Annotated in this window: 25 protein-coding genes; 4 read left to right on the forward strand and 21 right to left on the reverse strand. The window is 69.6% G+C overall.

What is annotated here, in order from left to right; genetic code table 11:
- Positions 1-51: 51 nt before the first annotated feature.
- The 5 genes from EL493_RS00425 to EL493_RS00445 all read right to left on the reverse strand — a co-directional run bounded on the left by EL493_RS00425 (position 52) and on the right by EL493_RS00445 (position 5,432).
- Entirely contained in the window at positions 52-1,623 is a 1,572-nt protein-coding gene (locus tag EL493_RS00425; protein WP_019049456.1) for a bifunctional uroporphyrinogen-III C-methyltransferase/uroporphyrinogen-III synthase, read from the reverse strand.
- Positions 1,620-2,690, reverse strand: a complete 1,071-nt coding sequence (gene hemC / locus EL493_RS00430) for a hydroxymethylbilane synthase (RefSeq protein ID WP_019049457.1) — start codon at positions 2,688-2,690, stop codon at positions 1,620-1,622. Before hemC ends, EL493_RS00425 begins: the two co-directional genes overlap by 4 nt.
- Entirely contained in the window at positions 2,687-4,081 is a 1,395-nt protein-coding gene (locus tag EL493_RS00435; protein ID WP_022566183.1) for a glutamyl-tRNA reductase, read from the reverse strand. The genes hemC and EL493_RS00435 overlap by 4 nt, the downstream gene beginning before the upstream one ends.
- Positions 4,078-4,947, reverse strand: a complete 870-nt coding sequence (locus EL493_RS00440) for a redox-sensing transcriptional repressor Rex (RefSeq protein WP_022566182.1) — start codon at positions 4,945-4,947, stop codon at positions 4,078-4,080. The genes EL493_RS00435 and EL493_RS00440 overlap by 4 nt, the downstream gene beginning before the upstream one ends.
- Positions 4,948-5,150: 203 nt before the next feature.
- Entirely contained in the window at positions 5,151-5,432 is a 282-nt protein-coding gene (locus EL493_RS00445; protein ID WP_019049460.1) for a glutaredoxin family protein, read from the reverse strand.
- Between the two features lie 172 nt (positions 5,433-5,604).
- Between EL493_RS00445 and EL493_RS00450 the strand changes: the two genes are divergently transcribed.
- A complete protein-coding gene (locus EL493_RS00450; RefSeq protein ID WP_051719443.1) occupies positions 5,605-6,546 on the forward strand; it encodes an HAD family hydrolase in 942 nt (313 codons plus the stop codon).
- A 1-nt stretch (position 6,547) separates the two neighbouring features.
- Here EL493_RS00450 and EL493_RS00455 read toward each other — a convergent pair whose 3' ends face one another.
- The 9 genes from EL493_RS00455 to EL493_RS00495 form a co-directional block, all read right to left on the reverse strand.
- Entirely contained in the window at positions 6,548-7,564 is a 1,017-nt protein-coding gene (locus EL493_RS00455) for a lysophospholipid acyltransferase family protein (protein WP_019049462.1), read from the reverse strand.
- Positions 7,561-8,595, reverse strand: a complete 1,035-nt coding sequence (locus EL493_RS00460; protein WP_019049463.1) for an NAD-dependent epimerase/dehydratase family protein — start codon at positions 8,593-8,595, stop codon at positions 7,561-7,563. The genes EL493_RS00455 and EL493_RS00460 overlap by 4 nt, the downstream gene beginning before the upstream one ends.
- 236 nt (positions 8,596-8,831) lie before the next feature.
- Positions 8,832-8,933, reverse strand: a complete 102-nt coding sequence (locus tag EL493_RS00465; RefSeq protein WP_003402602.1) for a 30S ribosomal protein bS22 — start codon at positions 8,931-8,933, stop codon at positions 8,832-8,834.
- 187 nt (positions 8,934-9,120) lie between these two features.
- Positions 9,121-9,387 carry a helix-turn-helix domain-containing protein gene (locus tag EL493_RS00470; RefSeq protein WP_198040853.1) on the reverse strand — a complete coding sequence of 89 codons (267 nt, stop codon included), beginning with the start codon at positions 9,385-9,387 and terminating at the stop codon, positions 9,121-9,123.
- Positions 9,388-9,549: 162 nt separating this feature from the next.
- On the reverse strand, positions 9,550-10,368 hold the full coding sequence (gene proC, locus EL493_RS00475) for a pyrroline-5-carboxylate reductase (RefSeq protein ID WP_022566178.1): 819 nt from the start codon (positions 10,366-10,368) through the stop codon (positions 9,550-9,552).
- A gap of 27 nt (positions 10,369-10,395) precedes the next feature.
- Positions 10,396-11,262 carry a thioesterase family protein gene (locus EL493_RS00480; RefSeq protein ID WP_019049466.1) on the reverse strand — a complete coding sequence of 289 codons (867 nt, stop codon included), beginning with the start codon at positions 11,260-11,262 and terminating at the stop codon, positions 10,396-10,398.
- Positions 11,263-11,357: 95 nt separating this feature from the next.
- Positions 11,358-12,224, reverse strand: a complete 867-nt coding sequence (locus EL493_RS00485) for a sugar phosphate isomerase/epimerase family protein (protein WP_019049467.1) — start codon at positions 12,222-12,224, stop codon at positions 11,358-11,360.
- 15 nt (positions 12,225-12,239) lie between these two features.
- Positions 12,240-14,030 carry a hypothetical protein gene (locus EL493_RS00490; RefSeq protein WP_019049468.1) on the reverse strand — a complete coding sequence of 597 codons (1,791 nt, stop codon included), beginning with the start codon at positions 14,028-14,030 and terminating at the stop codon, positions 12,240-12,242.
- Positions 14,027-15,010 carry a Ppx/GppA phosphatase family protein gene (locus EL493_RS00495; protein WP_036835077.1) on the reverse strand — a complete coding sequence of 328 codons (984 nt, stop codon included), beginning with the start codon at positions 15,008-15,010 and terminating at the stop codon, positions 14,027-14,029. Before EL493_RS00495 ends, EL493_RS00490 begins: the two co-directional genes overlap by 4 nt.
- Positions 15,011-15,075: 65 nt before the next feature.
- Here EL493_RS00495 and EL493_RS00500 point away from each other — a divergent pair, with 65 nt between their 5' ends.
- Together EL493_RS00500 and EL493_RS00505 are read left to right on the forward strand one after the other, a co-directional pair.
- Positions 15,076-15,954 (forward strand): hypothetical protein, encoded by an 879-nt coding sequence (locus tag EL493_RS00500; protein WP_019049470.1) that lies wholly within the window; start codon positions 15,076-15,078, stop codon positions 15,952-15,954.
- 70 nt (positions 15,955-16,024) lie between these two features.
- The gene (locus EL493_RS00505; protein ID WP_019049471.1) at positions 16,025-16,354 is read left to right on the forward strand and encodes a hypothetical protein; all 330 of its coding nucleotides are present in this window, start codon (positions 16,025-16,027) and stop codon (positions 16,352-16,354) included.
- A gap of 186 nt (positions 16,355-16,540) precedes the next feature.
- Here EL493_RS00505 and EL493_RS00510 read toward each other — a convergent pair whose 3' ends face one another.
- From EL493_RS00510 to EL493_RS00520, 3 genes are all read right to left on the reverse strand, one after another.
- The gene (locus EL493_RS00510; RefSeq protein ID WP_019049472.1) at positions 16,541-17,230 is read right to left on the reverse strand and encodes a response regulator transcription factor; all 690 of its coding nucleotides are present in this window, start codon (positions 17,228-17,230) and stop codon (positions 16,541-16,543) included.
- Positions 17,227-18,465: a sensor histidine kinase gene (locus EL493_RS00515; protein ID WP_019049473.1), complete on the reverse strand. Its 1,239-nt coding sequence runs from the start codon at positions 18,463-18,465 to the stop codon at positions 17,227-17,229. Before EL493_RS00515 ends, EL493_RS00510 begins: the two co-directional genes overlap by 4 nt.
- Before the next feature lie 130 nt (positions 18,466-18,595).
- A complete protein-coding gene (locus tag EL493_RS00520; protein ID WP_019049474.1) occupies positions 18,596-18,982 on the reverse strand; it encodes a winged helix-turn-helix transcriptional regulator in 387 nt (128 codons plus the stop codon).
- A gap of 111 nt (positions 18,983-19,093) precedes the next feature.
- On the opposite strand from EL493_RS00520, the gene EL493_RS00525 reads away from it, so the two are divergent.
- On the forward strand, positions 19,094-19,774 hold the full coding sequence (locus tag EL493_RS00525) for an NADPH-dependent F420 reductase (RefSeq protein ID WP_019049475.1): 681 nt from the start codon (positions 19,094-19,096) through the stop codon (positions 19,772-19,774).
- Between the two features lie 99 nt (positions 19,775-19,873).
- On the opposite strand, the gene EL493_RS00530 is transcribed toward EL493_RS00525, so the two are convergent.
- From EL493_RS00530 to EL493_RS32125, 4 genes are read right to left on the reverse strand one after another with little or no spacing between them, the layout of a single operon-like run.
- Positions 19,874-20,578: an ESX secretion-associated protein EspG gene (locus tag EL493_RS00530; RefSeq protein ID WP_019049476.1), complete on the reverse strand. Its 705-nt coding sequence runs from the start codon at positions 20,576-20,578 to the stop codon at positions 19,874-19,876.
- A complete protein-coding gene (locus tag EL493_RS00535; RefSeq protein ID WP_022566175.1) occupies positions 20,575-21,921 on the reverse strand; it encodes a hypothetical protein in 1,347 nt (448 codons plus the stop codon). Before EL493_RS00535 ends, EL493_RS00530 begins: the two co-directional genes overlap by 4 nt.
- A 2-nt stretch (positions 21,922-21,923) precedes the next feature.
- Positions 21,924-22,565: a DUF3558 domain-containing protein gene (locus EL493_RS00540; RefSeq protein ID WP_074965389.1), complete on the reverse strand. Its 642-nt coding sequence runs from the start codon at positions 22,563-22,565 to the stop codon at positions 21,924-21,926.
- Positions 22,562-22,924 (reverse strand): hypothetical protein, encoded by a 363-nt coding sequence (locus tag EL493_RS32125; protein WP_019049479.1) that lies wholly within the window; start codon positions 22,922-22,924, stop codon positions 22,562-22,564. The genes EL493_RS00540 and EL493_RS32125 overlap by 4 nt, the downstream gene beginning before the upstream one ends.
- Between the last annotated feature and the right edge of the window lie 346 nt (positions 22,925-23,270).

The following is a 23,270-nucleotide window of genomic DNA, read 5'->3' on the forward strand; positions in this document are numbered from 1 at the left end:
TCGATACACCGAAGGCCCGCCACACCGGGCGGGCCTTCGGGTCTTCGTGGGCTAGCGGCTGCTGCTGCGGCGGCTCTTCTTCCGCGGCGGCGGCAGCAGGCCCTCGGCGCGCAGACGCGAGGCGTGCTCGGCCAGCGCCTCCACCAGCGGACCCACCTGCGCGGTCTCCGGCTGCACGTCCACGCGCAGACCGAACTCGATGGCGGTCTCGGCCGTCTTCGGGCCGATGCAGGCCACGATGGTGCGCGCGTGCGGCTTGCCCGCGATGCCCACCAGGTTGCGCACCGTGGAGGACGAGGTGAACAGTACCGCGTCGAAACCGCCGGTCTTGATCATCTCGCGGGTCTCCGCGGGCGGCGGGGACGCGCGCACGGTGCGGTAGGCGGTGACGTCGTCGATCTCCCAGCCGCGCTCACGCAGGCCCTCGGCCAGGGTCTCGGTGGCGATGTCGGCGCGCGGCAGCAGCACCCGGTTGACCGGGTCGAACACGTCGTCATAGGGCGGGAAGTCGGCGAGCAGGCCCTCGGAGGACTGCTCCCCGCTCGGCACCAGCTCCGGGTTGATGCCGAACGAGCGCACCTTCTCCGCGGTGGCCTCGCCCACGCAGGCGATCTTCACACCGGAGAACGCCCGCGCGTCCAGACCGAACTCGGCGAACTTCTCCCACACCGCGCGCACCGCGTTGGTGGAGGTGAACACCACCCACTGGTAGCGGCCGTCGACCAGGCCCTTCACCGCGCGTTCCATCTGCGCGGGGCTGCGCGGCGGCTCGACCGCGATGGTCGGCACCTCCATCGGGATGGCGCCGTGGGTCACCAGCCGCTCGCTCATCTCGCCGGCCTGGTCCTTGGTGCGGGGCACCAGCACGGTCCAGCCGTAGAGGGCACGCGACTCCCACCACGACATCTTCGAGCGCTTGTCGACTTCCTTGCCCACCGTCACGACCAGCGGCCCGACCAGCTCGGAGGCGGCGTTGTTCAGGGTGGCCAGGGTGGCCTCGATGGTGCGCTGCTGACGGGTGGTGCCGCGCACGGTCACCGCGACCGGCGTCTGCGGAGCCAGCCCGTGCTCCACCAGCGCGCTCGCGGTCTCGGCCAGGTGGCCGGAGGTGGCGTTGAGCACCAGCGGGCCGGGCGCGGCGGCCAGCGCCGCCCAGTCGACCTCGCCGCGCACATCGGCCTCGGTGTGCCCGGAACCGAGAGCGATGCCCGCGTAGCTGGGCACGGCGGAGCCGTTGGGCAGGCCCGGCAGCACCTCGAACACCATGTGCGAGCGGGTGACGGCGTTGACCTCGTTGATCACCGAATCGGTGGTCAGCGGATCACCGGCGACGACGCGCACCACGTCGTGGCCGCCGCGGGCCTCGGCGATCAGCGTCTTGGCCACCTCGGCCGGCTCGCCGAGGGCCGGACGCACGTCCACCGGACGCTCGCCGTCCTCGCCCGGTTCGACGGCGAGGCCGATCAGGGCCAGCACACCCTTGTCGACATCGGGGTCGGTGAACGCCAGCGTCGCCCGCTCGAGCACCTCACGGGCGCGCACGGTCAGCAGGGCCGGGTCGCCGGGGCCGGATCCGACGAAAAGGATCCGCCCTGGTTGCTTCTTGGTGGCTCGGCTGCTCATCGGTTGTTCTCCATCGGGCTGGAATTGGTGAAGTCTGGGGCGGGGGTGTTCACCGCCTGTGTGGGGGAACCGACCTCCGGTTCCGGCTCGTCCGCGACGCTCAGCAGTGCGCGAGCGCCCAGATCCAGCAGTTCGCGCGCCAGCGTGCGGCCGAGCTCGGCGGCATCGGCGGGCGCGCCGACGATCGAGGCGCGCAGCACGTCGGAACCGTCGATCGCGGCGGCACAGGCCCGCAGCGACAGTTCCTCGAAGATCCGCCCGTCCTCGTCGATCGACTCGACGACCTCGGCGATCGCGCCGATCGGGGCGGTGCAGCCAGCCTCGAGCTCGCCGAGCAGGGCCCGCTCGGCCACGACCGCGGCCCGGGTCGACGCGTCGTCCAGATCGGACAGGATCTCGATCAGTTCCGGGTCGTCGCTGCGGCATTCGACCGCGAGGGCGCCCTGCGAGGGGGCGGGCAGCATCTGCACCGGCTCGAGCGACTCGGTGATCGCGTCGGTCCGTTCGATGCGGGACAGTCCGGCCCTGGCGATGACGATGGCGTCGAGTTCGCCCTCGCTCACCTTGCGCAGCCGGGAGTCGATGTTGCCGCGCAGCGGGACGATGTCCAGGCCGAGACCGAGCGCGCGCAACTGGGCGGCGCGGCGCGGCGCCGAGGTGCCCACCTTGGCGCCCGCGGGCAGCTCGCCCAACACCAGGCCGTCGCGGGCGACCAGCGCGTCACGCGGGTCCTCGCGGGGCGGGATCGCGGCGATGGTGAAGCGCGGATCCTGCGCGGTGGGCAGGTCCTTGTAGGAGTGCACCGCGATGTCGATGCCGCCCGCGGCGAGCTCGTCCCGCAGCGCCGAGGTGAACACGCCGACGCCGATCTTCTGCACCGGGTCCGACGACAGGTCGCCCGGCGTCTTGATGACGATAAGTTCGGCGGGCTGGCCTGCTGCGATCAGCGCATCACGGATGGTGCCGGCCTGCGTCAGCGCGAGCAGGCTGCCGCGCGTGCCGATCCGCCACGGCGCACGAATGCTGCCTGCGGTCACGGTGTCCTCTTCCTGCACTGTCGTGGTCATGAGTCCTGCCCATCGCCGAGGTGTCCTGCGGTGAAGTCGTCGGCCAGCGCGGACTCCGCCGCAGCGACCTCCATGGGAGCGGCAACCGCTTGCACCGCACCGGGTTTCAGTTCGAACAGCTCACGCAGCGCCTCGGCGTAGCTGTCGCCGCCCGGCGTCGAAGCCAGCTGCTTCACGCGCACCGTCGGCGCGTGCAGCAGCTTGTCGACGACGCGGCGCACGGTGCGCGCCACCTCGTCGCGAGCCGGATCGGCCAGGTCGGGCAGCCGCGAATCCAGGCGGAGCAGTTCGGCTTCCACCACTTCGGCGGCACGCTGACGCAGTGCGGCCACCGTGGGGGTGACCTCCGCCATGCGTTGCCCGGCAAGGTATTTGGCGAGTTCGTCGGCGACGATCTGACGCGCGGCGGCGGTGTCGTCGGCCGCGGCGCCCGCGGCCGGATCGCGCTGCAGCGATTCGATGTCGATGACGGCGACGCCCGGCAGGCCTGCCACGGCGTGCTCCACGTCGCGGGGCAGCCCGAGGTCGCAGAAGACCAGCGGACGGTCGGCGGCCTCGGTGTTGGCCCGCCCGGCCAGCGCGCGATGGGTGTCGGCCAGGGTGACGACCGCGCCCACCGCGCCGGTACAGGTGATGACGACATCGGCGCCCGCCATGGCCTCGGTGAGCCGTGACATCTCGACGGCCTCGGCGTCGACCCCGTGCATGCTGCGCCCGGTCTCGGCCAGCCGCTGCGCGCGATCGAGGGTGCGGTTGACGACCACGATGCGGCCGATCCCGGCCCGCGACAGATGCGCGACGGCCAGGCCGCCCATGGCGCCCGCGCCCACGACCACCGCGGTCCGGCCCGCGAGCGCTCCGACGACGCCGCTCGCGCGGTCCAGCGCCACCGACACCACCGATGCGCCGGCCCGGTCGATCCCGGTCTCGGAGTGCACCCGCTTGCCGACCCGCAGCCCGTGCTGGGCCAGCTCGTGCAGGGTGCGCCCGACCGCCTGCTGCCCGTCGGCGCTGGCGTAGGCGCTGCGGATCTGGCTGAGCACCTGCTGCTCGCCGACGACCATCGAGTCCAGGCCGCTGGCGACCGCGAACAGATGCTCGGCGGCGGCCTCGCTGTAGCGGACGTAGGCGTGCCGAGTCAGATCGCCCAGCGGCAGCCCGGAATGCTTGGTGAGCAGTTCGCTGACCTCGCCGAGCCCGCCGTGGAAGGCGTCGACCACGGCGTAGACCTCGACGCGGTTGCAGGTGGAGACGATCATCGCCTCGGACACGTGGCTGGAGGCGAGCAGCCGGTCGACCAGCTTGGGGCGGTCGGCCTCACTGATCGCGACCTTCTCGAGCACCGAGACCGGCGCACTCCGATGAGAAATTCCGACGAGCAGGACGCTCATGGCGTGATCACCGATCCCTTGGTGCTTGGCTCCGTTGCCGAATGCGGGGTGGCCGAGTGCGGCGCGGTGCGTCGCGTGGGCCTGCCGCGCGCCGGTTCGACCGGCGCGGGGTGCGTGAGGGCGGGATGGTTCGGCGCGGGCACCCGGCGCGCGATCCGGCCGGAGCCGGCCTGCGCGACCTCGGGCAGGGCCGGCGCGTCGTTGCGGGCGGCGTCGAAGGAGAGCATCTGCAGCTCCATCGCCAGGTCGACGCGGCGGACCTCCACGTGGGCGGGCGCGCGCAGTTCACACGGGGCGAAGCTCAGGATGGACGGCAGGCCGACCGCGACGAGCCGGTCGCACACGTCCTGGGCGGCCTCGTCGGGCACGGCGAGGACCGCGATGGTCGGCGCGAGCGCCGGGATCTGCGCGGTGAGGTGCTCGACATCGCGCACGACGAGTCCGGCGTACGACTGGCCGATCACCGCGGAGTCGTTGTCGAAGATCCCGACCACGGTGAAGCCACGTACCCCGAAACCGCCGTAGCCGACCAGGGCGCGGCCCAGATTGCCCGCACCGATCAGCACCACCCGATGTCCCTGCGACAGACCGAGCACATCTTCGATCCTGGTGCGCAACTTGGCTACGTCATAGCCGACACCCCGCACACCGTTGGGTCCGAGGAAGGAAAGATCCTTGCGCAGCTTGGCCGAATTGACACCCGCCGCGACAGCCAGTTCCTCACTCGATACGATGGCTACACCCTCGTCGGCCAACCCGGCGAGAACCCGGAGATAAGTAGCAAGACGAGTCACCGTGGCCTGGGGGATGTCCCTCTGAAGAGCCTTGCCGGAGACGCCACCTGGCGTCTCATGCTGCTCTGTCACGTCGTCGGCTCCTCGTGCCGGGCCTGATCGCGGTCCGGTTCCTGTCGTTCGTTCACCGGTGTGGGTCACTGCGTCGCGAGAGCGACCGTGCCATGGGGGGCTGTACAAACCCGGTCACCGCCGCTGCTGCGTGCGGCGGTGCGGATTGCGTGCCACCACCGTAACCGCTTGTGCAGGCGTTCACAAAGTCGGTGAAATTGGCCTCATTTTCCGTCGCGACCAGCGAAACGACTCAGGTCTGCCCGCAAACGGGGCTCATCGACGTCGAAATAGCTGTGTTCACGGCCGTCCAACAGGACCACTGGCAGCCGATCGCCGTATTCGGCGCGCAGTCCGGGGTCGGTCGCCGCGGCTTCGTCCACGTCGAGGGTGCGAACCGGGAGACCGAAATCACCACAGATCGTCTCCAATTGCGCCAGTGCCACGGTGCACAGATGGCAGCCGGCGCGCGTCAACAGGGTCACGGTGGGTGTGGGATTGATCATGAGCCCTATTTAATCCCCGAGCCCGCAGCGGCTTGTCGGTGAATCCGGTTAGTGTGGACATGGTTCGCGCGACTAGCGGAGGGTACTGGTGCCGGAACGTTCGAAGGTGGCTAGGGCCGGATTCGTCGCAGGGCGATTCGGGGAGTTCCCTGCGCGGTGGCAACCCAGCCGCCTGGGCCAGGAACTGCAGGAACAGTTCGCACGGCTGCCCCGCAGCCCGTTCGGGCCGAGCGAGGAGGAGCTGCGCGCCAATCTGGCCGGTGAGGCCAGTGCCGACGCCGCGCTCACCCTGCACGAGTCCGAACTGGCCGAACAGGGCGAGACCGAGGGCCCCGAGGTCCCCCGCGACCTGACGGCGGCGGCGTTCTTCGACGTCGACAACACCCTGGTCCAGGGCGCCTCGATCGTGCACTTCGCCCGCGGCCTGGCCGCGCGCAAATACTTCAAGACCTCCGACCTGGTCGACGTCGCCTGGAAGCAGGTGAAGTTCCGGGTCACCGGCAAGGAGAACTCCTCCGACATGGCCTCGGGCCGGGAGAAGGCACTCAGCTTCATCGCCGGCAGGCCGACCGCCGAACTCGCCGCGCTCGGCGAGGAGATCTACGACGAGATCATCGCCGACAAGATCTGGCCCGGCACCCGCGCGCTCGCCCAGATGCACCTGGACGCGGGCCAGCAGGTGTGGCTGGTCACCGCGACGCCGGTGGAGCTGGCCAATGTCATCGCCAAGCGGCTCGGGCTCACCGGCGCGCTGGGCACGGTGGCCGAAAGTGTCGACGGCAAGTTCACCGGACGGCTGGTCGGCGACATCCTGCACGGCCTCGGCAAGGCGCACGCGGTGCGCACCCTGGCCATCCGCGAGGGCCTCAACCTCAAGCGCTGCACGGCCTACTCCGACAGCCACAACGATGTGCCGATGCTGTCGCTGGTCGGCACCGCGGTCGCGATCAACCCGGATTCGGACCTGCGCGAGGTGGCCAAGAACCGCGGCTGGGAGATCCGCGATTTCCGCACCGGCCGCAAGGCCGCCAAGATCGGCGTCCCCACCGCGCTCGCGCTGGGCGCGGCCGGTGGCGCGGTCGCGGCGGCGGTGGCCCGCCACCGCGAGCGCTGAGCTACCCCAGGACGGTGTTGCGGCGCTTGGCCAGCAACTTGTAGAGGGTCTGCTGGATGGTCTCGCGGACCTGGTCGGTGACCTCGAACATCGTCATCGGGTCGTCGGCGTCCTCGGGCTCGAATGCCGTGGTCGCGATGGGCTCGCCGAATTCGATGTACCACTTCGACGGCAGCGGGACGGCGCCCAGCGGGCCCAGGTGCGGGAACGTGGGGGTCACCGGGAAGTACGGCAGGCCGAGCAGGCGGGCCAGCGGCTTGATGTCGGCCAGCTTCGGGTAGATCTCCTCGGAACCGACGATCGAGCACGGGATGATCGGCACGCCGGTGCGCACCGCCGCCGAGACGAACCCGCCGCGGCCGAAGCGCTGCAGCTTGTAGCGATCGGCGTAGTTCTTGCCGACGCCCTTGAAGCCCTCGGGGAACACCCCGGCGATCTGGCCGGAGCGCAGCAGGCGTTCGGCGTCGGGATGGCAGGCCAGGGTGTGCCCGGCCTTGCGGGCGAGCGCGCCGAGCAGCGGCAGCTCGAAGATCAGATCGGCGGCCAGCAGGCGCAGGGCGCGGTGGCTCGGGTGCTTGTCGTGGATGGCCAGCTGCAGCATCAGGCCGTCGAGCGGCACGGTGCCCGCGTGGTTGGCCACGATCAGCGCGCCGCCGGTGGCGGGGATGTTCTCGATGCCCGTGGTCTCGACCCGGAACCAGATGTCGGACAGCGGCCGCAGGGCGGGCAGGATGACCGACTCGAGCAGGTGCTCGTCGTAGCCGAACTCGTCGACCGAGTAGTCGCCGGTGAGCCTGCGCCGGGCGAATTCGGCGGCGTTGCGGACCTGCCCGGCCGCCGCGTCGCGGACGATCTCGGACAGCGTCTTGGGCGGCCTGGTCGGCATACCGGGCCTGCGATCGCTCAGCGAGGTGACCGGGGTGGCCTGCGTGGGCTGGTCGGGCCATCGTCGTGCGGGTGGTCGCTGCCGGGTCTCGACATTCACGTCGAGACGAATGACTTTCGCTCCCTCGTTCATGTATGCGCTCCCGAATCGGCCCCGATGAGGCCGAGCAGTTTGGTTTCCGCGGCGTCGATCCAGGACGGATCGAAGACGGGCCGCAACGCTGCGCCCGCGATGAAGTCGTCGAATGCCTGGACCGTGGTCCAGCGTGGGATGAAACCGAGTTCGGTCCGCATGCGGGTGGTATCCAGCCCGCAACCGAAGTAGAAGTAGTCGGGTTGTTCACCGCTGAATCCGCGCATGACCGGGCCCATCAGCGTGCGCCCGACTGTGCGGAAAACGAAGAACGGCACCGGCGCCACGATCCGCCCGGCGCGGCGGATCGCCTGCGACATGGCCAGTGCGCCGTCGCCCGCGATATTCACCGTGCCGCCATGTGCCCGAAATGCCGCGTGCACCAGCACGGCGACCGCGTCTTCCTCGTGCAGCAATTGCAGTCTGGCTTCGCGTCCGAGCACGGTGGGCGTGATCGGCGAACGCAGATATTGCACGCCGCGATCAGCCAGCCGCGGACCCACGATCGGCGCGAAACGCAGAATCGACGCCGAAATATCAGGCCTGCGCCGCGCCATTCCGCGCACCAGCGCCTCGATATCGATCATGTCGCGCGCGAACCAACCGGACGGTGGGGTACGCGCGCCCATTTCCTCGGTGAATTTCGCCGGGTCCTTGGCACTGCAGCCGTACACCGCCGAGGACGACCGGACGACCACGCGGCGCACCGACGGCGCCTTCTGGCACACGGCGAGCAACTGCATCGCCCCGAGGACGTTGAGATCCTTCATCACCGCGCGACCGCCACCGGCGGGCGGACGGGTGAGCACGGCCGCGTGCACGACGGTGTCCACGTCGTTGTTCTCCACGACCTTGCGGATCAGCGGATTCCTGATATCGGCGCGCACGAACTCGGCGCTGCCCATCCGGCGGCGCAGCTCCCGGCTGGGGGTCATCGTGTCGACCGCGATGACGCGCTCGACGCCCGGTTCCGCGGCGAGCCGGGACGCGACGTTACCGCCGAAGAAGCGGCTGGCTCCGGTCACCAGCACTACCTTCGGTACGTGTCGCTCCCGTGTATCGGAACTCGGACCTGGCCCCACTCAAAGCCCCCTGCTTCTCATGTTTTCCCGCGTACCAGAGTAGCCGCATTCGCGCCACCCACCGACACGATCAACAAGCTTTTAACGAGGACGACTCGTCATCGCATGGCGAGATTCACAAATCTGCCCATTTCAAAACGCGAGCCCGCCACCTCGACGGTGACGGGCTCGCGTGGCGCGCAGGCTTACTTGCCGAGTTTGCGCCGCTGCACACGCGTGCGGCGAAGCAGCTTGCGGTGCTTCTTCTTCGACATACGCTTGCGGCGCTTCTTGATCACAGAACCCATAGGGTTTCCTCGCGTTTCTCTACTCGGCATACACACGCGGTGTCGCGTGCGTCGTCTGGTGCCCGCGCCGCCGGCGCGCACCGGACACCACGAAGCGGTGCCACCGGCAGGCGGACACGAACCGAGGGTTCATGCTACCGGGACACCCGAGCAGCGACGAAACCGCCCTTGTACCTAGCGGCCTACGTCAGCCGGCGTCGAAGTACGACGTCTCCAGGTAGTCGTGCACCGCCTTCGCGTGCACCCGGAACGATCGGCCGACGCGCACGGCGGGCAGTTCACCCGAGTGCACGAGCCGGTACACCGTCATCTTCGACACCCGCATGAGATCGGCGACTTCGGCGACGGTGAGAAACTGAGTGCCACCGCCGATCACCGGTTGTCCCTGCGTGGAGCCGACCCGCGGAGCGGAAGAACCCGATCCGCCGCCCGACGCCGGTGAATTGCTAGACATTCTGTTCGCAGCCATCATGGCACCATTGACCTCCGGCACGTCCGCGCCGCCGGCTTCCCCACCGGCGGAACAGACACGCACGTGCTTCTACGAGCTTAGCGGGACCAGTGGGATTACTGCGACGGGTGTGAGAAATCGGTTTTCATCCCGGGTACCCGATCGTCATTCGTTCGACGCGCCCTGTTCCGCGGAGCGTTGTTTCGATGCGTGCAGCGCTTCCAGGAACGCCGAGCGCACCGCGCCCCGCTCGAGCACCCGCAGGGCCGCCGCCGTGGTACCCGCGGGCGAGGTGACCGCGGCCCGCAGATCGACCGCGCTCTGCCCGGTCTCGTCCAGCAGCGCGGCCGAGCCGATCATGGTCTGCACGACCAGCTGGGTGGCCACATCGCGCGTCAGCCCCAGGCTCACGCCGGCATCGACCATCGCCTCGACGACGAGGAAGAAATACGCCGGTCCAGAGCCCGACACCGCGGTGACCGCGTCCATCTGCGTTTCGGCCACCGTCACCACCTTACCGACGGCCTCGAGCATCTCGCCGACGAGCTCGAGCTGCTCCGGGTCGGCGTAGCGGCCGGGCGCGAGCGCGCTCATACCCTGGCCGACCAGCATCGGGGTGTTCGACATGACCCGGACCACCGGGAAACCGGCGGGCAGCTTGGACTCCAGGCGCGCGGTGGACACACCGGCGGCCAGCGAGACCAGCACCTGCTCGCGGCCGCTGTCCAGATCAGCCTTGGACAGTTCGGTGAGCACCGCGTCGACATCGCCCGGCTTGACCGCAACGACGACGATGTCGGCGCCGACGACCGCGTCGGCCACCGAACCGGTCACCCGGATCTTGAACCGCTCGGCCAGCTGCGCCGCACGAGCGGGCTGCGACTCGACGACGACCAGATCCTTGGTCGCCCTGCCGGATTCCAGCAATCCGGCGACCAGCGCCTCACCGATCCGCCCGCCACCGATTACCGCAATTCTCGTCATGGCTCCAGGTTAGTGGTGCGGTACTCCTCAGCGCGCCGCCGGGATCAGCGCCAACTGGCGACTCTGGGCGACCACGGCGCCGGTGGAGTCGATGACCAGCTGATCCTCGTCGAACATCCGCTGACCGACCTCACGGGCGGTCGCGATGACGCGCAGCCAGCCCGGGGCGGGGACGCGGCGCAGGTAGGTGGTCATCTGGACGGTCGGCGACCAGCCGAACTGGCCCAGGTTGATCGGCACCGGCGGGCTCATGTCGGCGGCCATCATGGCGAAGGCGGCGCGCACGCGCGGGTCGGACTCGTCGCCGTCGAGCGGGCGGATCCACAGCCGGGCGCGCGGCTCGCCGGTCTCGCCGCGGGCGAAGTCGGCCCACTTCGCGTCGAGGTACACCCGCGACACCTCGCCGACGTGCACGATCTTGCCCATCGGCGAATCGGGGGTGTATTCGAGCGCGGTGGCGTCGGGCTCGGCGGGCATGTCGGTGGCGGTGTCGCTCCAGCGGGTGCCGTCCGCGTCGAGGTGACCGAAGGTGAAGGCGGTGCGCACGAGGGTGCGCCCGTCCTGGATCAGCTCCGCGTCGGCCAGGCAGATCTGGCGGCCCTTCTTGCGGATGGTGACCGCGTATTCCACCTCGCCCGGGTCGGGGGCGCCGAGGAAGTCGGAGCTGCCCGCGATCGGGGCCATCTGCGCCAGGGCCGGGTCGGCCTCGGTGAGCCACCGGGTGGCCGCGGCGGCGCTGGCGGCGACCATGGTGCCGCCGTGCACCTTGGGACCGATGGTCCAGGTCGGCGCGATGATGCCGACGTAGCGGCCGGTGGCCGCGTCGGTGGTGGTGAGCTCGGTCAGGTCGACCACCTGGCTGAACGGCGCGTCGGTCGCGAGTTCTCGCGTCATGGTCACTCCTGGTCGCTGGTCATGTGCGGATTCGTACAGCGTACAAGCATGCTATGCAGACCACCATACTCAGGCGGTGTGACATAGCCGATGACTCAGCTGCGGTCGGCGTGGGTGGCGCCGGTGAGGTGCCTGCGCGCGAAATCCAGCGTGCGGCCGAGCAGCGCCGAGCGCTCGGCGGTGGTGCGCGCGGTCTGGGTGTTGATCTCGGCCACCGCGTGCCCGGTGAAACCGGTGTGCACCAGGTGCTCGCACAGCTGCGCGCACGGCTGGGTGCCCTCGCCGGGGACCAGGTGCTCGTCGTGGGCCGCGCCACGGCCGTCGGCCAGGTGCAGGTGGACCAGGCCCTCGCCCATCCGCCGGGCCAGTTCCAGCGCGTCGGCGCCGGCGGTCGCGGTGTGCGACAGGTCGAGGGTGTAGTGCTCGAAGCCGATGTCGGTCGGATCGAACGACGGGCTGAACGCGCTCACCGCCGCGCCCGGCCCGGCCCGGCGTTCCAGCCTGCGCACCGAGCCCTGCCGGAACAGCGTGTCGGCCCGCATCGGGAACATGTTCTCCACCGCGACCTTGATCGGGTAGTGCGCTTCCAGCTCGCCCACCTGGTCGGCGAAACCCTTGGCGTAGCGGCGCTGCCAGCGGAACGGCGGATGCACCACCACGGTGTCGGCGCCGAGCGCCTGCGCGGTACGCACGCTGCGCTCCAGCTTGGCCACCGGGTCGGCGCCCCAGACCCGCTGGGAGATCAGCAGACACGGCGCGTGCACGGCGAGGACCGGTACGCCGTAGCGCTTCACGTAGGACTGCACGGTCGCGATGTCCTGGCTGGCCGGCTCGGCCCAGACCATCAATTCGACACCGTCGTAACCCAATTCGGCCGCGTACCGGAACGCCGCCTGAGTGTTCTCCGGATACACCGATGCCGTCGACAGTCCGATCGCGATGTCCGCCCGCGCGTTCCCCACAGCCACTCCCTGCGTTCAGCTGGTACTGAGGAGAAAGGCTAGCGGTCCCAGCGTCACGAAGACGCCCACGACGACGGCGATCACAGTGCTGAAGATGTCGTCGGTGCGGCGCAGCACCCGCACCAGGGCCACCAGCCCGAGGATCACCACCATGGCCAGCGCCAGCGCCACCCACGGCAGGGTTTCCCACATCGTCTCGAAACCCTTGAACAGCAACATTCCCGCGATCGCCGCGCCGACGCTCTGGCCGGCCAGGATCATCCACTGCCTGCGGTTGGCGTCGTCGCCGGCGCCCGCCGTCAGCCGCGACATCCGGCTGCCCGCGCGACCCGACGCCCGGCTCGCCGCGACCCGGCTCGCCGCGCGCGAGCGGGCCCGGCCCGCCATCTTGGACGCGGCGGCCTTGGTCGCGGCCGCCCGCCTGCTCGCCCGGCTCGGCTTGGGCTCGGGTTCGTAGTCGTCGTCGTATTCGTCGAAGTCGCCGGTGTCGTACTCGCCATCGGCGTAGTCGCTGTCGGAGTAGTCGTTGTCGACGTAGTCGCGGTCGGTGTACTCGGACTCGGCGTAGTCGTCGGTGTCCGGGTCGGCGCCGCCGCGCTTGCCGCCGACGCGGTAGACCTCGGTGCGCGCGTCGGCGTTGTCGTCCTGGTCGGCCCGCTGGCGCAGCAGGTCACCGGCCACCGACTGGCCCGCGATCAGCGGCTGCTCCTGGCTGACCGGCGACCAGGCCGCGGTCGGGAATCCGCCGCTCTCCGGGGCTGCGGGCGCGGCGTCGGGCCGGTGCCTGCGCGCCGACCACGAGGGCAGCCCGCCGGACTTCTCCGCCTCGGGCGCCGAGCGCCTGCGGTCCAGCGACGGACGCTGATCGGACTCGGGCGCGGGCGGCCAGCCGGTGCCACGCTGTGGTGCGGGGGCACCCGGCATCGGCGCGTAGGCCTGGGCGATGTTGTCGTCCGGGCGCTGGCCGAAGCCGGGCCCGCCGAAACCGGGCGCCGGATCCGGGCGCTGCCCATAGCTGGGGGCGACCTCGGACGCGTCGAAGGGCTGATAGGGCCCGAACGGCGACGCGGTGCTCGGGCCGCGCGGCGGCTCCGGAGCCGAGCCGAACGCGTCGTACCCGGTCGGCGCGAAACTCGCGGAATCGGCGGCGGCGGCTTCCTCGGCGGCCTCCGCGGCTTCGGCGGCCCGGCGCCGAGCGGCGCGGCCACCGGTGACCGGTGGCGCCGCCGGTGGTTCCGGCGTCTCCTCCGGATCCGGCTTGCGCCTGCGTCCACCGCCGACGGCGGGCTGCGCGCCGGAACCGAACATCTCCGCGATACCGGGATCGACCGGCTGCGCGGAACCGGGCGCACCGAGACGGCCCGGGCTGCGGGTCCCCGCGTCGCGCGCCTCGGCGCGGAAGGGCCCGAACGGATCGTTGGCCGGACGCTGCCCGGCCACGCCGAGCGGATCGTGCGGGTCAGGAGCGGAGAAGCCCGAATGCGGGTCGAAGCGGGTGATCGGCCCCGACATGGGCGAGAAGGCGGGCTCGGCCGGGCCGGGCGGCGGATAGGGCGCGGGCGCGGCGGGCGGTTCGTAGCTGGGAGCGGGCGCAAGCGGCGGCTGGTAGGCGGGCGGCTCCGGCGCGGGGGCCGCGTGCGAATTCGGGCGGACGGCGGCGTTCTCGCCCGTCAGGTCGTTGACCGAGAGCCCGCGCCCGCTGCGGCGGCGCCGGCCGCCGCCACCGCTGGACGGCGTGGCGCCCTGCGCGGCATTGCGCGCCAGCAGCTCGGCGACCGATAGCTGTTTGGAATCTTCTCCACTCATGCCGACTCCGCTCTCGCCACCGATGCGACCGGCGGGACCTCGACCGGCCCTCCGTTCGACTCGGTATCCAGCTTGCGCAGGATCAGGCCTTCACGCAGCGCCCATGGGCAGATCTCGATGCTGTCGAGCGACAACGCCCGCATACTCGCCTCCGCGACCAGTGCGCCGGCCACCAACTGCTGGGACCGGTCCGAACTCACACCTTCCAGCTCGGCACGGTCCGCCGCGGTCATCCGGGAGATGAACGCGATCAGCTGCCGCAAACCGGAGCTGGTCAGTGTACGGCGCACCCGCGGACCGGCGGCCGAGGGTGCCGCCCCGGTCAGCCTGGCCAGCGAGCGGAACGTCTTCGAGGTGCCGACGGCCAGGTCCGGTTTGCCCGCCTCGAGCATGGTCTTCGTCGGGACGACGAGTTCGGCGTCGAGCCAGTCGCGCAGGACGGCGATCTTGCGCTTGCCCGGCGGGTCGTCGCTCAGCCACTGCCTGGTCAGCCTGCCCGCGCCGAGCTGCAGCGACAAGGCCACATCGGGCTCCTCGTCACCACCGTTGGACATCTCCAGCGAGCCGCCGCCGATGTCGAGGTTGATGATGCGGCCCGCGCTCCAGCCGAACCAGCGGCGCACGGCAAGGAAGGTCAGGCGAGCCTCGTCGTCACCGGAGAGGACCTGCAGGTCGACGCCGGTCATGGCGCGCACCCGGGCCAGCACTTCCTCGGAATTGGTGGCCTCGCGCAGGGCCGAGGTGGCGAACGGCATCAGCTCGACACACTTGGAGTTGCGCGCCAGATCGGCGAATTCGGCGATGGTGGCGATCAGCCTGGCCTCGCCCGCGTCGGTGATGCGACCGTCGACATCCATGTTCTCGGACAGGCGTAACGCCGACTTCGTCGAGCTCATCGGCATCGGGTGACCACCACGATGCGCGTCCACCACGAGCAGGTGAACGGTATTGCTTCCGACATCGAGAACACCAAGCCGCACAGGAATACGGTACTTGGTGATCCGGTACTACAGGCCAGGCGACTGAACTGTTAGCGTCACAAGTTGTGACCGAAGGCGCATCTGGCACCGCGGAGACCGGGCTCCGACCTGGGCGAAAGATCGAACCGAGCCCGGAGGTCGAGCTCGACTTCCCACGCGAATGGATCGAGTTCACCGACCCAGCAAACGACGAGCACCAGATCGTCGCCGATCTGACCTGGCTGCTCTCCCGCTGGTCCTGCGTGTTCGGCACCCCCGCCTGTCAGGGCATCATCGCCGACCGTCCCGATGACGGGTGCTGCTCGCACGGCGCCTTCCTCGCCGACAAGGACGACCGCAAGCGCCTGGCCGGTGCTGTGAAGATGCTCACACCGCAGGACTGGCAACTGATGGGTGAGGCCACCGAGAAGGGCAAGGTGGTCAAGAAGGGTTACCTCGAGCTCGACGAACTCGAGGACGAGCCTGCCCTGCGCACCCGCCGCTTCGACGGCGCCTGCATCTTCCTCAACCGCCCCGGTTTCGCCGGCGGCGCGGGCTGCGCGCTGCACATCATGGCCGTGCGCAAGGGCATCGAGCCGCTCGAGGTGAAGCCCGACGTGTGCTGGCAGCTGCCGATCCGCCGCACCCAGGACTGGGTGGAACGGCCCGACGGCGAGCAGATCCTGCGCACCGTGGTCACCGAGTACGACCGGCGCGGCTGGGGACCCGGTGGCCTTGACCTCGACTGGTACTGCACCGGCTCCCCCGATGCGCACGTCGGCAGCAAGCCGGTGTGGCAGTCCTACGGCCCCGAGCTGCGCGAACTGCTCGGCGCGCCCGCGTACGAGGAACTGGCCAAGCTGTGCAAGCGGCGGGAAGGCCTCGGCCTGATCGCGGTGCACCCGGCGACCGTCGAGGCCGAGCGCTTGCATCCCGAAGCTCACATTTCGGATCAGTCCGCGTGAAAACCTCGTAACCAGGTGGTTCATCTGTGGGTCATGCGGACTTCACCGACATGGGGTTAAGTGGCTGTTCATGTCGAAGAAAGCGCTCTCCCTGGCGACCCTCGTGATCGGCGCCACCCTCTCCATGACCGGCCTGGCCCACGCCGAACCGAACGGTGATCCGGCCAAGTACGCCGACTTCACGTCGAGCTTCGTGAACTACACCGATTTCGCGGCCGTCGACGCGGCCAAGAACGGCAAGTACATCATCGTCAGCGCGCAGGGCACCAGCACCACCATCGCCTGCCGCGGCAACGGCGCCGACGTGCCGATCTACGACTGCATGCAGGAAGACGCCTACGGCTGGATCCCGCTGAAGAAGATCGACACCCCGCTCGGCGTCGCCTGGAGCGCGATCTAGCCCGCCTCCCCGCGACTCTTGCCTGGACTCGGGTGCGACTCACGGCACGTGCAGGTCTTACGTGTCGTGCGCCTCTGATTCTGGGCGTACCCGGTGAGTTACCCATGTTCTCGCCGGATCAGTTGTTCCGTCACTTGAACGACAGCGTCCCCGCACACTTTCTGGCGGGGACGCTGTCTTTGGTGCTCAGGCTTCCAGTTTGTAGCCCAGGCCGCGGACGGTCACCAGGTGTTCCGGCTTGGCCGGGTCGGCCTCGATCTTGGAGCGCAGGCGCTTGACGTGCACGTCGAGGGTCTTGGTGTCGCCCACGTAGTCGGCGCCCCAGACGCGGTCGATGAGCTGACCGCGGGTGAGCACGCGACCGGAGTTGCGCAGCAGGTATTCGAGCAGGTCGAACTCCTTGAGCGGCAGGGTGACCTGCCCGCCGTTGACGTGCACCGTGTGCCGGTCCACATCCATCCGCACCGGACCGGCCTCGAGCACGCCGTTCTCGCTGCCGGAGTCCAGTTCGTCGCCGGCGCCGCGGCGCAGCACGGCGCGGATGCGGGCGATCAGCTCGCGCGCCGAGTACGGCTTGGTGACGTAGTCGTCGGCGCCCAGTTCCAGGCCGACGACCTTGTCGATCTCGCTGTCGCGCGCGGTCACCATGATCACCGGCACGCCGCTGCGGGTGCGCAGCTGCTTGCACACGTCGGTGCCGCTCATGCCGGGCAGCATCAGGTCGAGCAGCACGATGTCGGCGCCGGAGCGGTCGAACTCGGCCAGCGCGGACGGGCCGTCACCGACGACGGTGACGTCGAAGCCTTCCTTGCGCAGCAGGAACGCCAGCGGATCGGCCAGCGACTCCTCGTCTTCGACGATCAACACACTCGTCATCTGCGTGCCTCCACACCGTTCGTTCGTCCAGCGGCGGGGCGCTGGGCGATGGTTTCTCTCGTGGCGAGCTCCGGCGTCGGCTCCGCGTCCTCGTCCCCATCGGTTTCCAGATGGGCGGGGATGCGCAGCGTGAACGTCGAGCCGGTGCCCAGTTTGCTCCACAGGGTGATCTCACCGTTGTGGTTGGCCGCCACGTGCTTGACGATGGCGAGTCCGAGTCCGGTGCCGCCGGTGGACCGGGACCGGGCCTTGTCCGAGCGGAAGAACCGCTCGAACACCCGCTCCTGGTCTTCCTTGGCGATGCCGATGCCGCGGTCGGTGACCGCCATGGCGACGTGATCGCCGCGCAGCGACCGGCTCACCGACACGTGCGAGCCCTGCGGCGAGTACGCGATGGCGTTCTCCACCAGGTTCGACAGCGCGGTCACCAGCAACGTCTCGTCGCCGAGCACTTCCAGCCCGCTGGGCCGGTCGGTGCTGACGGTGATGCCCGCGGCCTCGGCGGCGGTGCGCGAGCGGTCGACCGCCTGCTGCACCACCGTGTCCACGTCGACGACGGCCAGATCCGGCAGCTTCTCGGCGCCCTGCAGGCGCGAGAGCGCGATCAGCTCGGTCACCATCTTGCCCAGGCGCCGCGACTCGGCGAGCACGCGCGAGCCGAAGTGCCGGACCGCTTCCGGGTCGTCGGCCGATTCCAGCATCGCCTCCGCCAGCAGGCTCATCGCGCCGACCGGGGTCTTGAGCTCGTGGCTGACGTTGGCGACGAAATCGCGCCGGGTGGCCTCCATGCGCGCCTGCTCGGAGTCGTCGTCGGCGAACAGCACGACGAAGCTGGTCTCCTCGCGCGAGAGCTTGCGGGCCACGCCACGCACGGCGATGCGGCCGCGGCCGGGCAGCGGGTTCTTGGCGGTGAGGTCGTACTCGGCGGACTCCCCGGTGGCCAGCACCTTCTCCACCGCGGCCCAGGCCCGCTCGTCGAGCAGCCGGTTGCGAACCAGGCCGAGTTCCTCGGCGCGTGGATTCACCAGCACCACGTCGCGGTACTCGTCGACCACGGCGATGCCGCTCTCGGACGCCAGCACGATCAGATCGAGCACCTGCGACATCGTCAGCCCGGTGTCTTCCTGCGTGCGGGCGGCGTGCCTGGCGTTGACGAACGGGATCAGCAGGCCACCGACTGCCAGCCCGACGACAGCCGCGAGGACTGCCAACAGCACGGCCTGCGGAACACTCACAGCATTGATCGTACGAGTGCCGACCGACGTACCGGTGCCGGGTCGTCGAAGTTTCGCGCAGGTCACAGGCCCTTGGCGTGGTGTTCTCGCGCCGTTCACCCGGCGGGCACCTGGGGCCGCCCCGGGCGTGTCAGTCCGGCGGGTCGCCGTACATCGCGGTGGTCACCGCGGGCCCGTGCCGCTCGACCCATGCGCCGAGCGCATAAATCGGCTGCAGCAGATCCCGGCCCGCCGCGGTGAGTTCGTACTCCACCCGCGGCGGCGCCTCGGCGTAGCGATGCCTGCGTACGAGTGTCATCTGTTCCATCCGCCGCAGCGTCTGGGTGAGCATCTTCTGGCTGATCCCGCCCGCGGCCGTGCGGAGGTCACTGTGACGAAGCGGACCGTCGCGCAGCATGTACACGAGCACGGGCAGCCAGGAATTCCCGAACAGGTCGACACCCATCCTGGCCGGGCAGTCGGCCTCGAAGTCGCCGTAGGGCGGGTACTCGGCCCGTTCGGCCGGTGCGGCGGTCATGCGAACCAGCCTGCCACCGGCGATAGGCACCCGCGGGTGCCTATCGGAGTTTCTAGCGTCGATCCCGTCGGGGCCGCACGGCCACGGCACCTGCGAAGCACGGGAGAAGACATGCGAATCGGAATCATCGGCGCGGGCGCGATGGCGGCCGCGCTCGGCGGCGGCTGGGCGGCGGCGGGCCACGACGTGCGCGTCGGCGCCCGCGACGCCGACTCGGCACGCGAACTCGCGACCCGCATCAGCCCGCCCGACGGCCACGCCGTCTGCGCCGGCGATATCGCCACGGCGATCACCCGCGCCGACGTGGTCCTGTTGGCGGTGCCCGTCACCGCCCTCACCGACCTGCTCGACACCCACGGCCCCGCGCTGGCGGGCAAGGTCGTCATCGACTGCACCAATGCCTTCCAACCCGACACGGCCGCCCCCGACGGTGTCACCGGTTTCGTCCTGAGTGAGGACGCCGTCGCCGAACGCATCGCCGCCGCCGCGCCGAAAGCCCACGTGGTCAAGGCCTTCAACCTGCTCGCGGCCGAGGTATGGGCGGGCACCGAACGGGTCTTCGACGGGGCGCGGCTGGCCGTCCCGCTCTGCGGCGACGACCCCGCCGCCGTCGCCACGGTGGCGGAACTGGCCGAAGACCTCGCGCTGCAACCGTTCCCCGCGGGCGGCCTGCACCGGGCGAGATACCTGGAAGCCACCTCGGTCTTCACCGTCGGCCTCTGGTTCGCCGGGGCCGACGCCCGCGCCATGCTGCCCCCGCTCTCGGCAGCCTTCGCCGTGACCGACGACTGACGTGACATCACGGCGTCCAGGTACACCGCCGCGAGAGCCTTCGAGTCGTCCAGGCCGGCCGCCCTCCTGCTGACAGGCGGGCCGACGCACCCTTCCAGATCAGTCGTCGTGCCGGGCAGGCGTGGCGATGGACTCGATCGCATCAATCAGGCGCTGTTTGCCCACCGGTTCGATGTGCAGGTCCTGGTAGCGGCGGTAGGTGAGGTAGCGCCCGTCCTCGGCCACATCGATCCAGGTGAGATACCGCGCGGGCGTCGCGCGCGGAGCGTGCAGACCCACCTTCGCCTCGATGTACCCGGACGAGGCCCGCTCGGCCTTGGCCAGCCGATCCATGCGCGAGGCGACGGAATCGGCTGAGCGCTGCCAGGATTCGTAGTGCGCGGCCAGCCGGTCCACATCCTCGACCAGATGCCCGGCCTGCCCCGCGGGCAACTCCCCGAGGAACGACGCGAACGCCCGCGCCACCATCCCCGCACTCCCCGAGAACACCTCGACACTGTTGTCGTCGTACTGCCGCAGCACCACCCCGCGCTCCCCCGTCCGCGCGCCATAAGCACGCAGACGGGGCCCGACGGCGTCGAAGACGGCCATCGCGGTATCCGGCTCGGCCGCGTGCCGGAGCACCGCGGTCAGGTCCGGGTCGGCGCCGGTGGGCCAGCGTTGGGCGGCGGCCCTGGCGAGCTGCTCGAATTCGCCCTGGGTCGGTGCCGCCGACCACTTCGTCAGCGGGAACGGATACCGGTCCTCACCGGTCTCCTCCTGCCAGACGTGGTAGAACTCGTCGGCGGTGAAAGTCCAGCTCACGGGGCCTCCGCCGAACCGTCCTGCTGCTCCGCGAGGCGCGTCGACGGTGCGTCGGAGCCGATCGCTCCCGGCACCGCGAGCACGTCGTCGCCGAACAATTCGGGCTGTACCCCGCGCAGATAGTCGGGGGCCTTGTGCTCATCATCGTCGTCGCCCTTGCCACCGCCGCGCGCACCGGGCGCACCCATCATGGGCATACCCGAAGCACGGCCTGCCGCCGATCCACCCGCACCGGATCCGCCTGCGGCCGCGAGGTTTTGCCCCGCCGCCGCCTTACCCGGGGTAGGACTCCCCTGACCGGGCGTACTGCCGCCCGGATTGGATCCCCCACCGCCGCCACCGGTTCCGCGCGACCCGCCACCGGTCCCCAGCGCGGTCGACGCGGGCGACGTCCCGGACGGATTGGTACTCGCCGGATTGGTGGTGCTGCCGTTCTGCCCCTGAGAGTTGTTGGCGCCGTTGCTGTTCCCGGAATCGGTGCCCGCCGCCGTGGTGTCGTCCTCGTCGGTCGTCCCCGGATCCGTGGACTCCTCGGTCGTACCCGGGTTCTCGGTAGCGCCCTCGTCGGTGGGGTTCTCGGTGCCCCCGCCCGTGGTGCCACCGTTGTTGTTGTTGTTCGAGCCGCCGTTGCCGCCGGTTCCGGGATCGGTGGTGTCGAGGGCGCCGGGCTGGGTGGGTGCGACGAAGGTGGGCACATTTTCGCCGGCGGGGCCATAGGTCGGCATGTAGGTCAGGTTCATCGTTGTTATCGCCTGCTGACGTGCCTCTTCCTTCTGCCGACCCGCCTCTGCCGCGTTCCCGGGCGCCGCGAGATCAGCCAGGATCAGCACCGGCGTCAGTGAGGTGTCGGCGGTGGTCGCAGCAGCCGGTGCGGGCACGGCCGCTTTGACCGCCTCCGCACCATAGGCCGCGGCCTTCACACGATGGCCGACCGTCGACAATACGGTGTACACATCTGCTACGTCGGCGCTGAACTGCCTACCTGCTGCCTGCCCAGCCGATGCGAATGCACCTTCCAAACTCGCCGCAGCGCGCGCCGTCTGCACCATCAAGCCCGTCGCAGCGCCGGACATCTCCACAAACATCGCGACCCATCTATCGCCGAAGTGCTGCATAACCCCCGGCTGCATCTGCTGGACAGCGTTGTAGATGTCCTCGTGCGACATCCCCTCGTAGGGCTCGAACTCAGTGATGTACGCCGGATCTGTACCGTCATGGCTGAGCGATTCCTGTTGTTTTTCGGCACCGGCCTGCTGCTGCTGCCCGCTGACCCGCTCCCCCATACCCGGTAACCCCGCCAAGAGCGGCGCCAGCGGATTCTGTGCCAACCCCCCGTCTGCCATGGTCAGTTCTCCTTGCCGATGGATTTCTCTACAACCGAGGCGATTTCCATGATGTTGGCGCAAGGGTCGAGGTTTTGACTCCGGCCGAGCCCGAGACTGTGGGTGCGAACGAAGACGACTCCGACCTTGGTCCGCAGGTGCACCCTGCACAACGATTCATCACCTTGCTCGCCCCGGATCAGCCCTGCCTGGCGGCCGTTCACTGTGGTCGGCTCCAGGACCCGCCCGTTCTTCTGGAGGTCTTCTTCCCACGTGATGTTTCCGGAGTCCAGACCGAGCGACATCGCGCTGTCTGGCGTACGGAAGTCGCAGGTCAGGAAGGTGTACTCGGCGATGAGGTCGTCGCCACGCTTACGGGATCCGGGGCGAAAGCCCACGGACTCGATATCGGCGTCGCTGATCCAGGTACACGGATCGAAGACAACCTTCGGCCGACCAGTGGTCTGCGTGTACTTGTTGTCTTGCTGGGGAGGCTGCAGTTTCGCGTCGGTCAGCGTCGGACGCGCCGCCTGCGTCATGGCCGAACTCTCCGTGTTCCCGGCGCTCGAGGGCTCGTTCTTATCGGGTTCCGTCGACGAATTGCACGCGGACGCGGTTAGCGCGACAAGAAGACAGCAGGTGACCGTTACGGATTTCAACATCATGCCTGCCCAGCGTTCTTGCTCAACGCGTCCGCGTAGAGCTGGTCGGATTCGGCCAGGATTCCTGCGGCTTGCAGGTAACCCTCTGCCATCTTCGTTGCCGCAGATTCCAGCTGCTCGAGCACTTGCCTCGCCGCGGCCGCCTTGTCCGAAAAGCCTTGCTGCAGGGACTTGGAGGAGTTCAATCCACCGAATCCGTGTATGTCCTGCAAACGTCCAGCCTCGTCGGACCATTCACCGCATTTTACTGCGAACAGCAGATACGACTGCGCCACTTCCCGCGCAGCATCCGGCGACATCGTCAACTGCCCCGACGCCGACGCATTCCACAGCTGCGCGGCAGCATCCTGTCCGATAGCCACTTGGGCTCCCCTCCCAACGATGTACCTCGGCATCCTAGCGCTCAATCCCCACCCACGACACTGCCCATGTTCGACCAGCCACCAACCCGCCGAACAGGTCGTTCGCCGCGCCCGACACCTCTGGACCCAGCGCCCGTTCCTGCCCACGACGACGCACCCACCGACTGGTAGCCTCCACGCCGGGGACATCGAGACGGGGGAAATAATGTCGCGACCGGCCGACGAAGCAGGAGCCACTCGGTGTGGCGTTCCACGTCGACCGGTATCCGCTGCGATTTCACGCCGCTCGATCACCCCGACCTGGCACCGCGGATCAGCTGAAGACACTGGTACGCCACGCGGCTAG

It is taken from the genome of Nocardia asteroides (assembly GCF_900637185.1).
GTDB classification, from domain to species: Bacteria; Actinomycetota; Actinomycetes; order Mycobacteriales; family Mycobacteriaceae; genus Nocardia; species Nocardia asteroides.

What these genes read in the sequence shown, in the direction of transcription:
- EL493_RS00480 (WP_019049466.1), bottom strand. Translation starts at nt 11,262, where the DNA reads ATGACGCGAGAACTCGCGACCGACGCGCCGTTCAGCCAGGTGGTCGAC.
- EL493_RS00445 (WP_019049460.1), bottom strand. Translation starts at nt 5,432, where the DNA reads ATGATCAATCCCACACCCACCGTGACCCTGTTGACGCGCGCCGGCTGC.
- EL493_RS00525 (WP_019049475.1), top strand. Translation starts at nt 19,094, where the DNA reads ATGCGAATCGGAATCATCGGCGCGGGCGCGATGGCGGCCGCGCTCGGC.
- EL493_RS00435 (WP_022566183.1), bottom strand. Translation starts at nt 4,081, where the DNA reads ATGAGCGTCCTGCTCGTCGGAATTTCTCATCGGAGTGCGCCGGTCTCG.
- EL493_RS00470 (WP_198040853.1), bottom strand. Translation starts at nt 9,387, where the DNA reads ATGTCTAGCAATTCACCGGCGTCGGGCGGCGGATCGGGTTCTTCCGCT.
- EL493_RS00490 (WP_019049468.1), bottom strand. Translation starts at nt 14,030, where the DNA reads ATGAGTGGAGAAGATTCCAAACAGCTATCGGTCGCCGAGCTGCTGGCG.
- proC (WP_022566178.1), bottom strand. Translation starts at nt 10,368, where the DNA reads ATGACGAGAATTGCGGTAATCGGTGGCGGGCGGATCGGTGAGGCGCTG.
- EL493_RS00505 (WP_019049471.1), top strand. Translation starts at nt 16,025, where the DNA reads ATGTCGAAGAAAGCGCTCTCCCTGGCGACCCTCGTGATCGGCGCCACC.
- EL493_RS00520 (WP_019049474.1), bottom strand. Translation starts at nt 18,982, where the DNA reads ATGACCGCCGCACCGGCCGAACGGGCCGAGTACCCGCCCTACGGCGAC.
- EL493_RS00455 (WP_019049462.1), bottom strand. Translation starts at nt 7,564, where the DNA reads ATGAACGAGGGAGCGAAAGTCATTCGTCTCGACGTGAATGTCGAGACC.
- hemC (WP_019049457.1), bottom strand. Translation starts at nt 2,690, where the DNA reads ATGACCACGACAGTGCAGGAAGAGGACACCGTGACCGCAGGCAGCATT.
- EL493_RS00510 (WP_019049472.1), bottom strand. Translation starts at nt 17,230, where the DNA reads ATGACGAGTGTGTTGATCGTCGAAGACGAGGAGTCGCTGGCCGATCCG.
- EL493_RS00540 (WP_074965389.1), bottom strand. Translation starts at nt 22,565, where the DNA reads ATGATGTTGAAATCCGTAACGGTCACCTGCTGTCTTCTTGTCGCGCTA.
- EL493_RS00425 (WP_019049456.1), bottom strand. Translation starts at nt 1,623, where the DNA reads ATGAGCAGCCGAGCCACCAAGAAGCAACCAGGGCGGATCCTTTTCGTC.
- EL493_RS00465 (WP_003402602.1), bottom strand. Translation starts at nt 8,933, where the DNA reads ATGGGTTCTGTGATCAAGAAGCGCCGCAAGCGTATGTCGAAGAAGAAG.
- EL493_RS00535 (WP_022566175.1), bottom strand. Translation starts at nt 21,921, where the DNA reads ATGGCAGACGGGGGGTTGGCACAGAATCCGCTGGCGCCGCTCTTGGCG.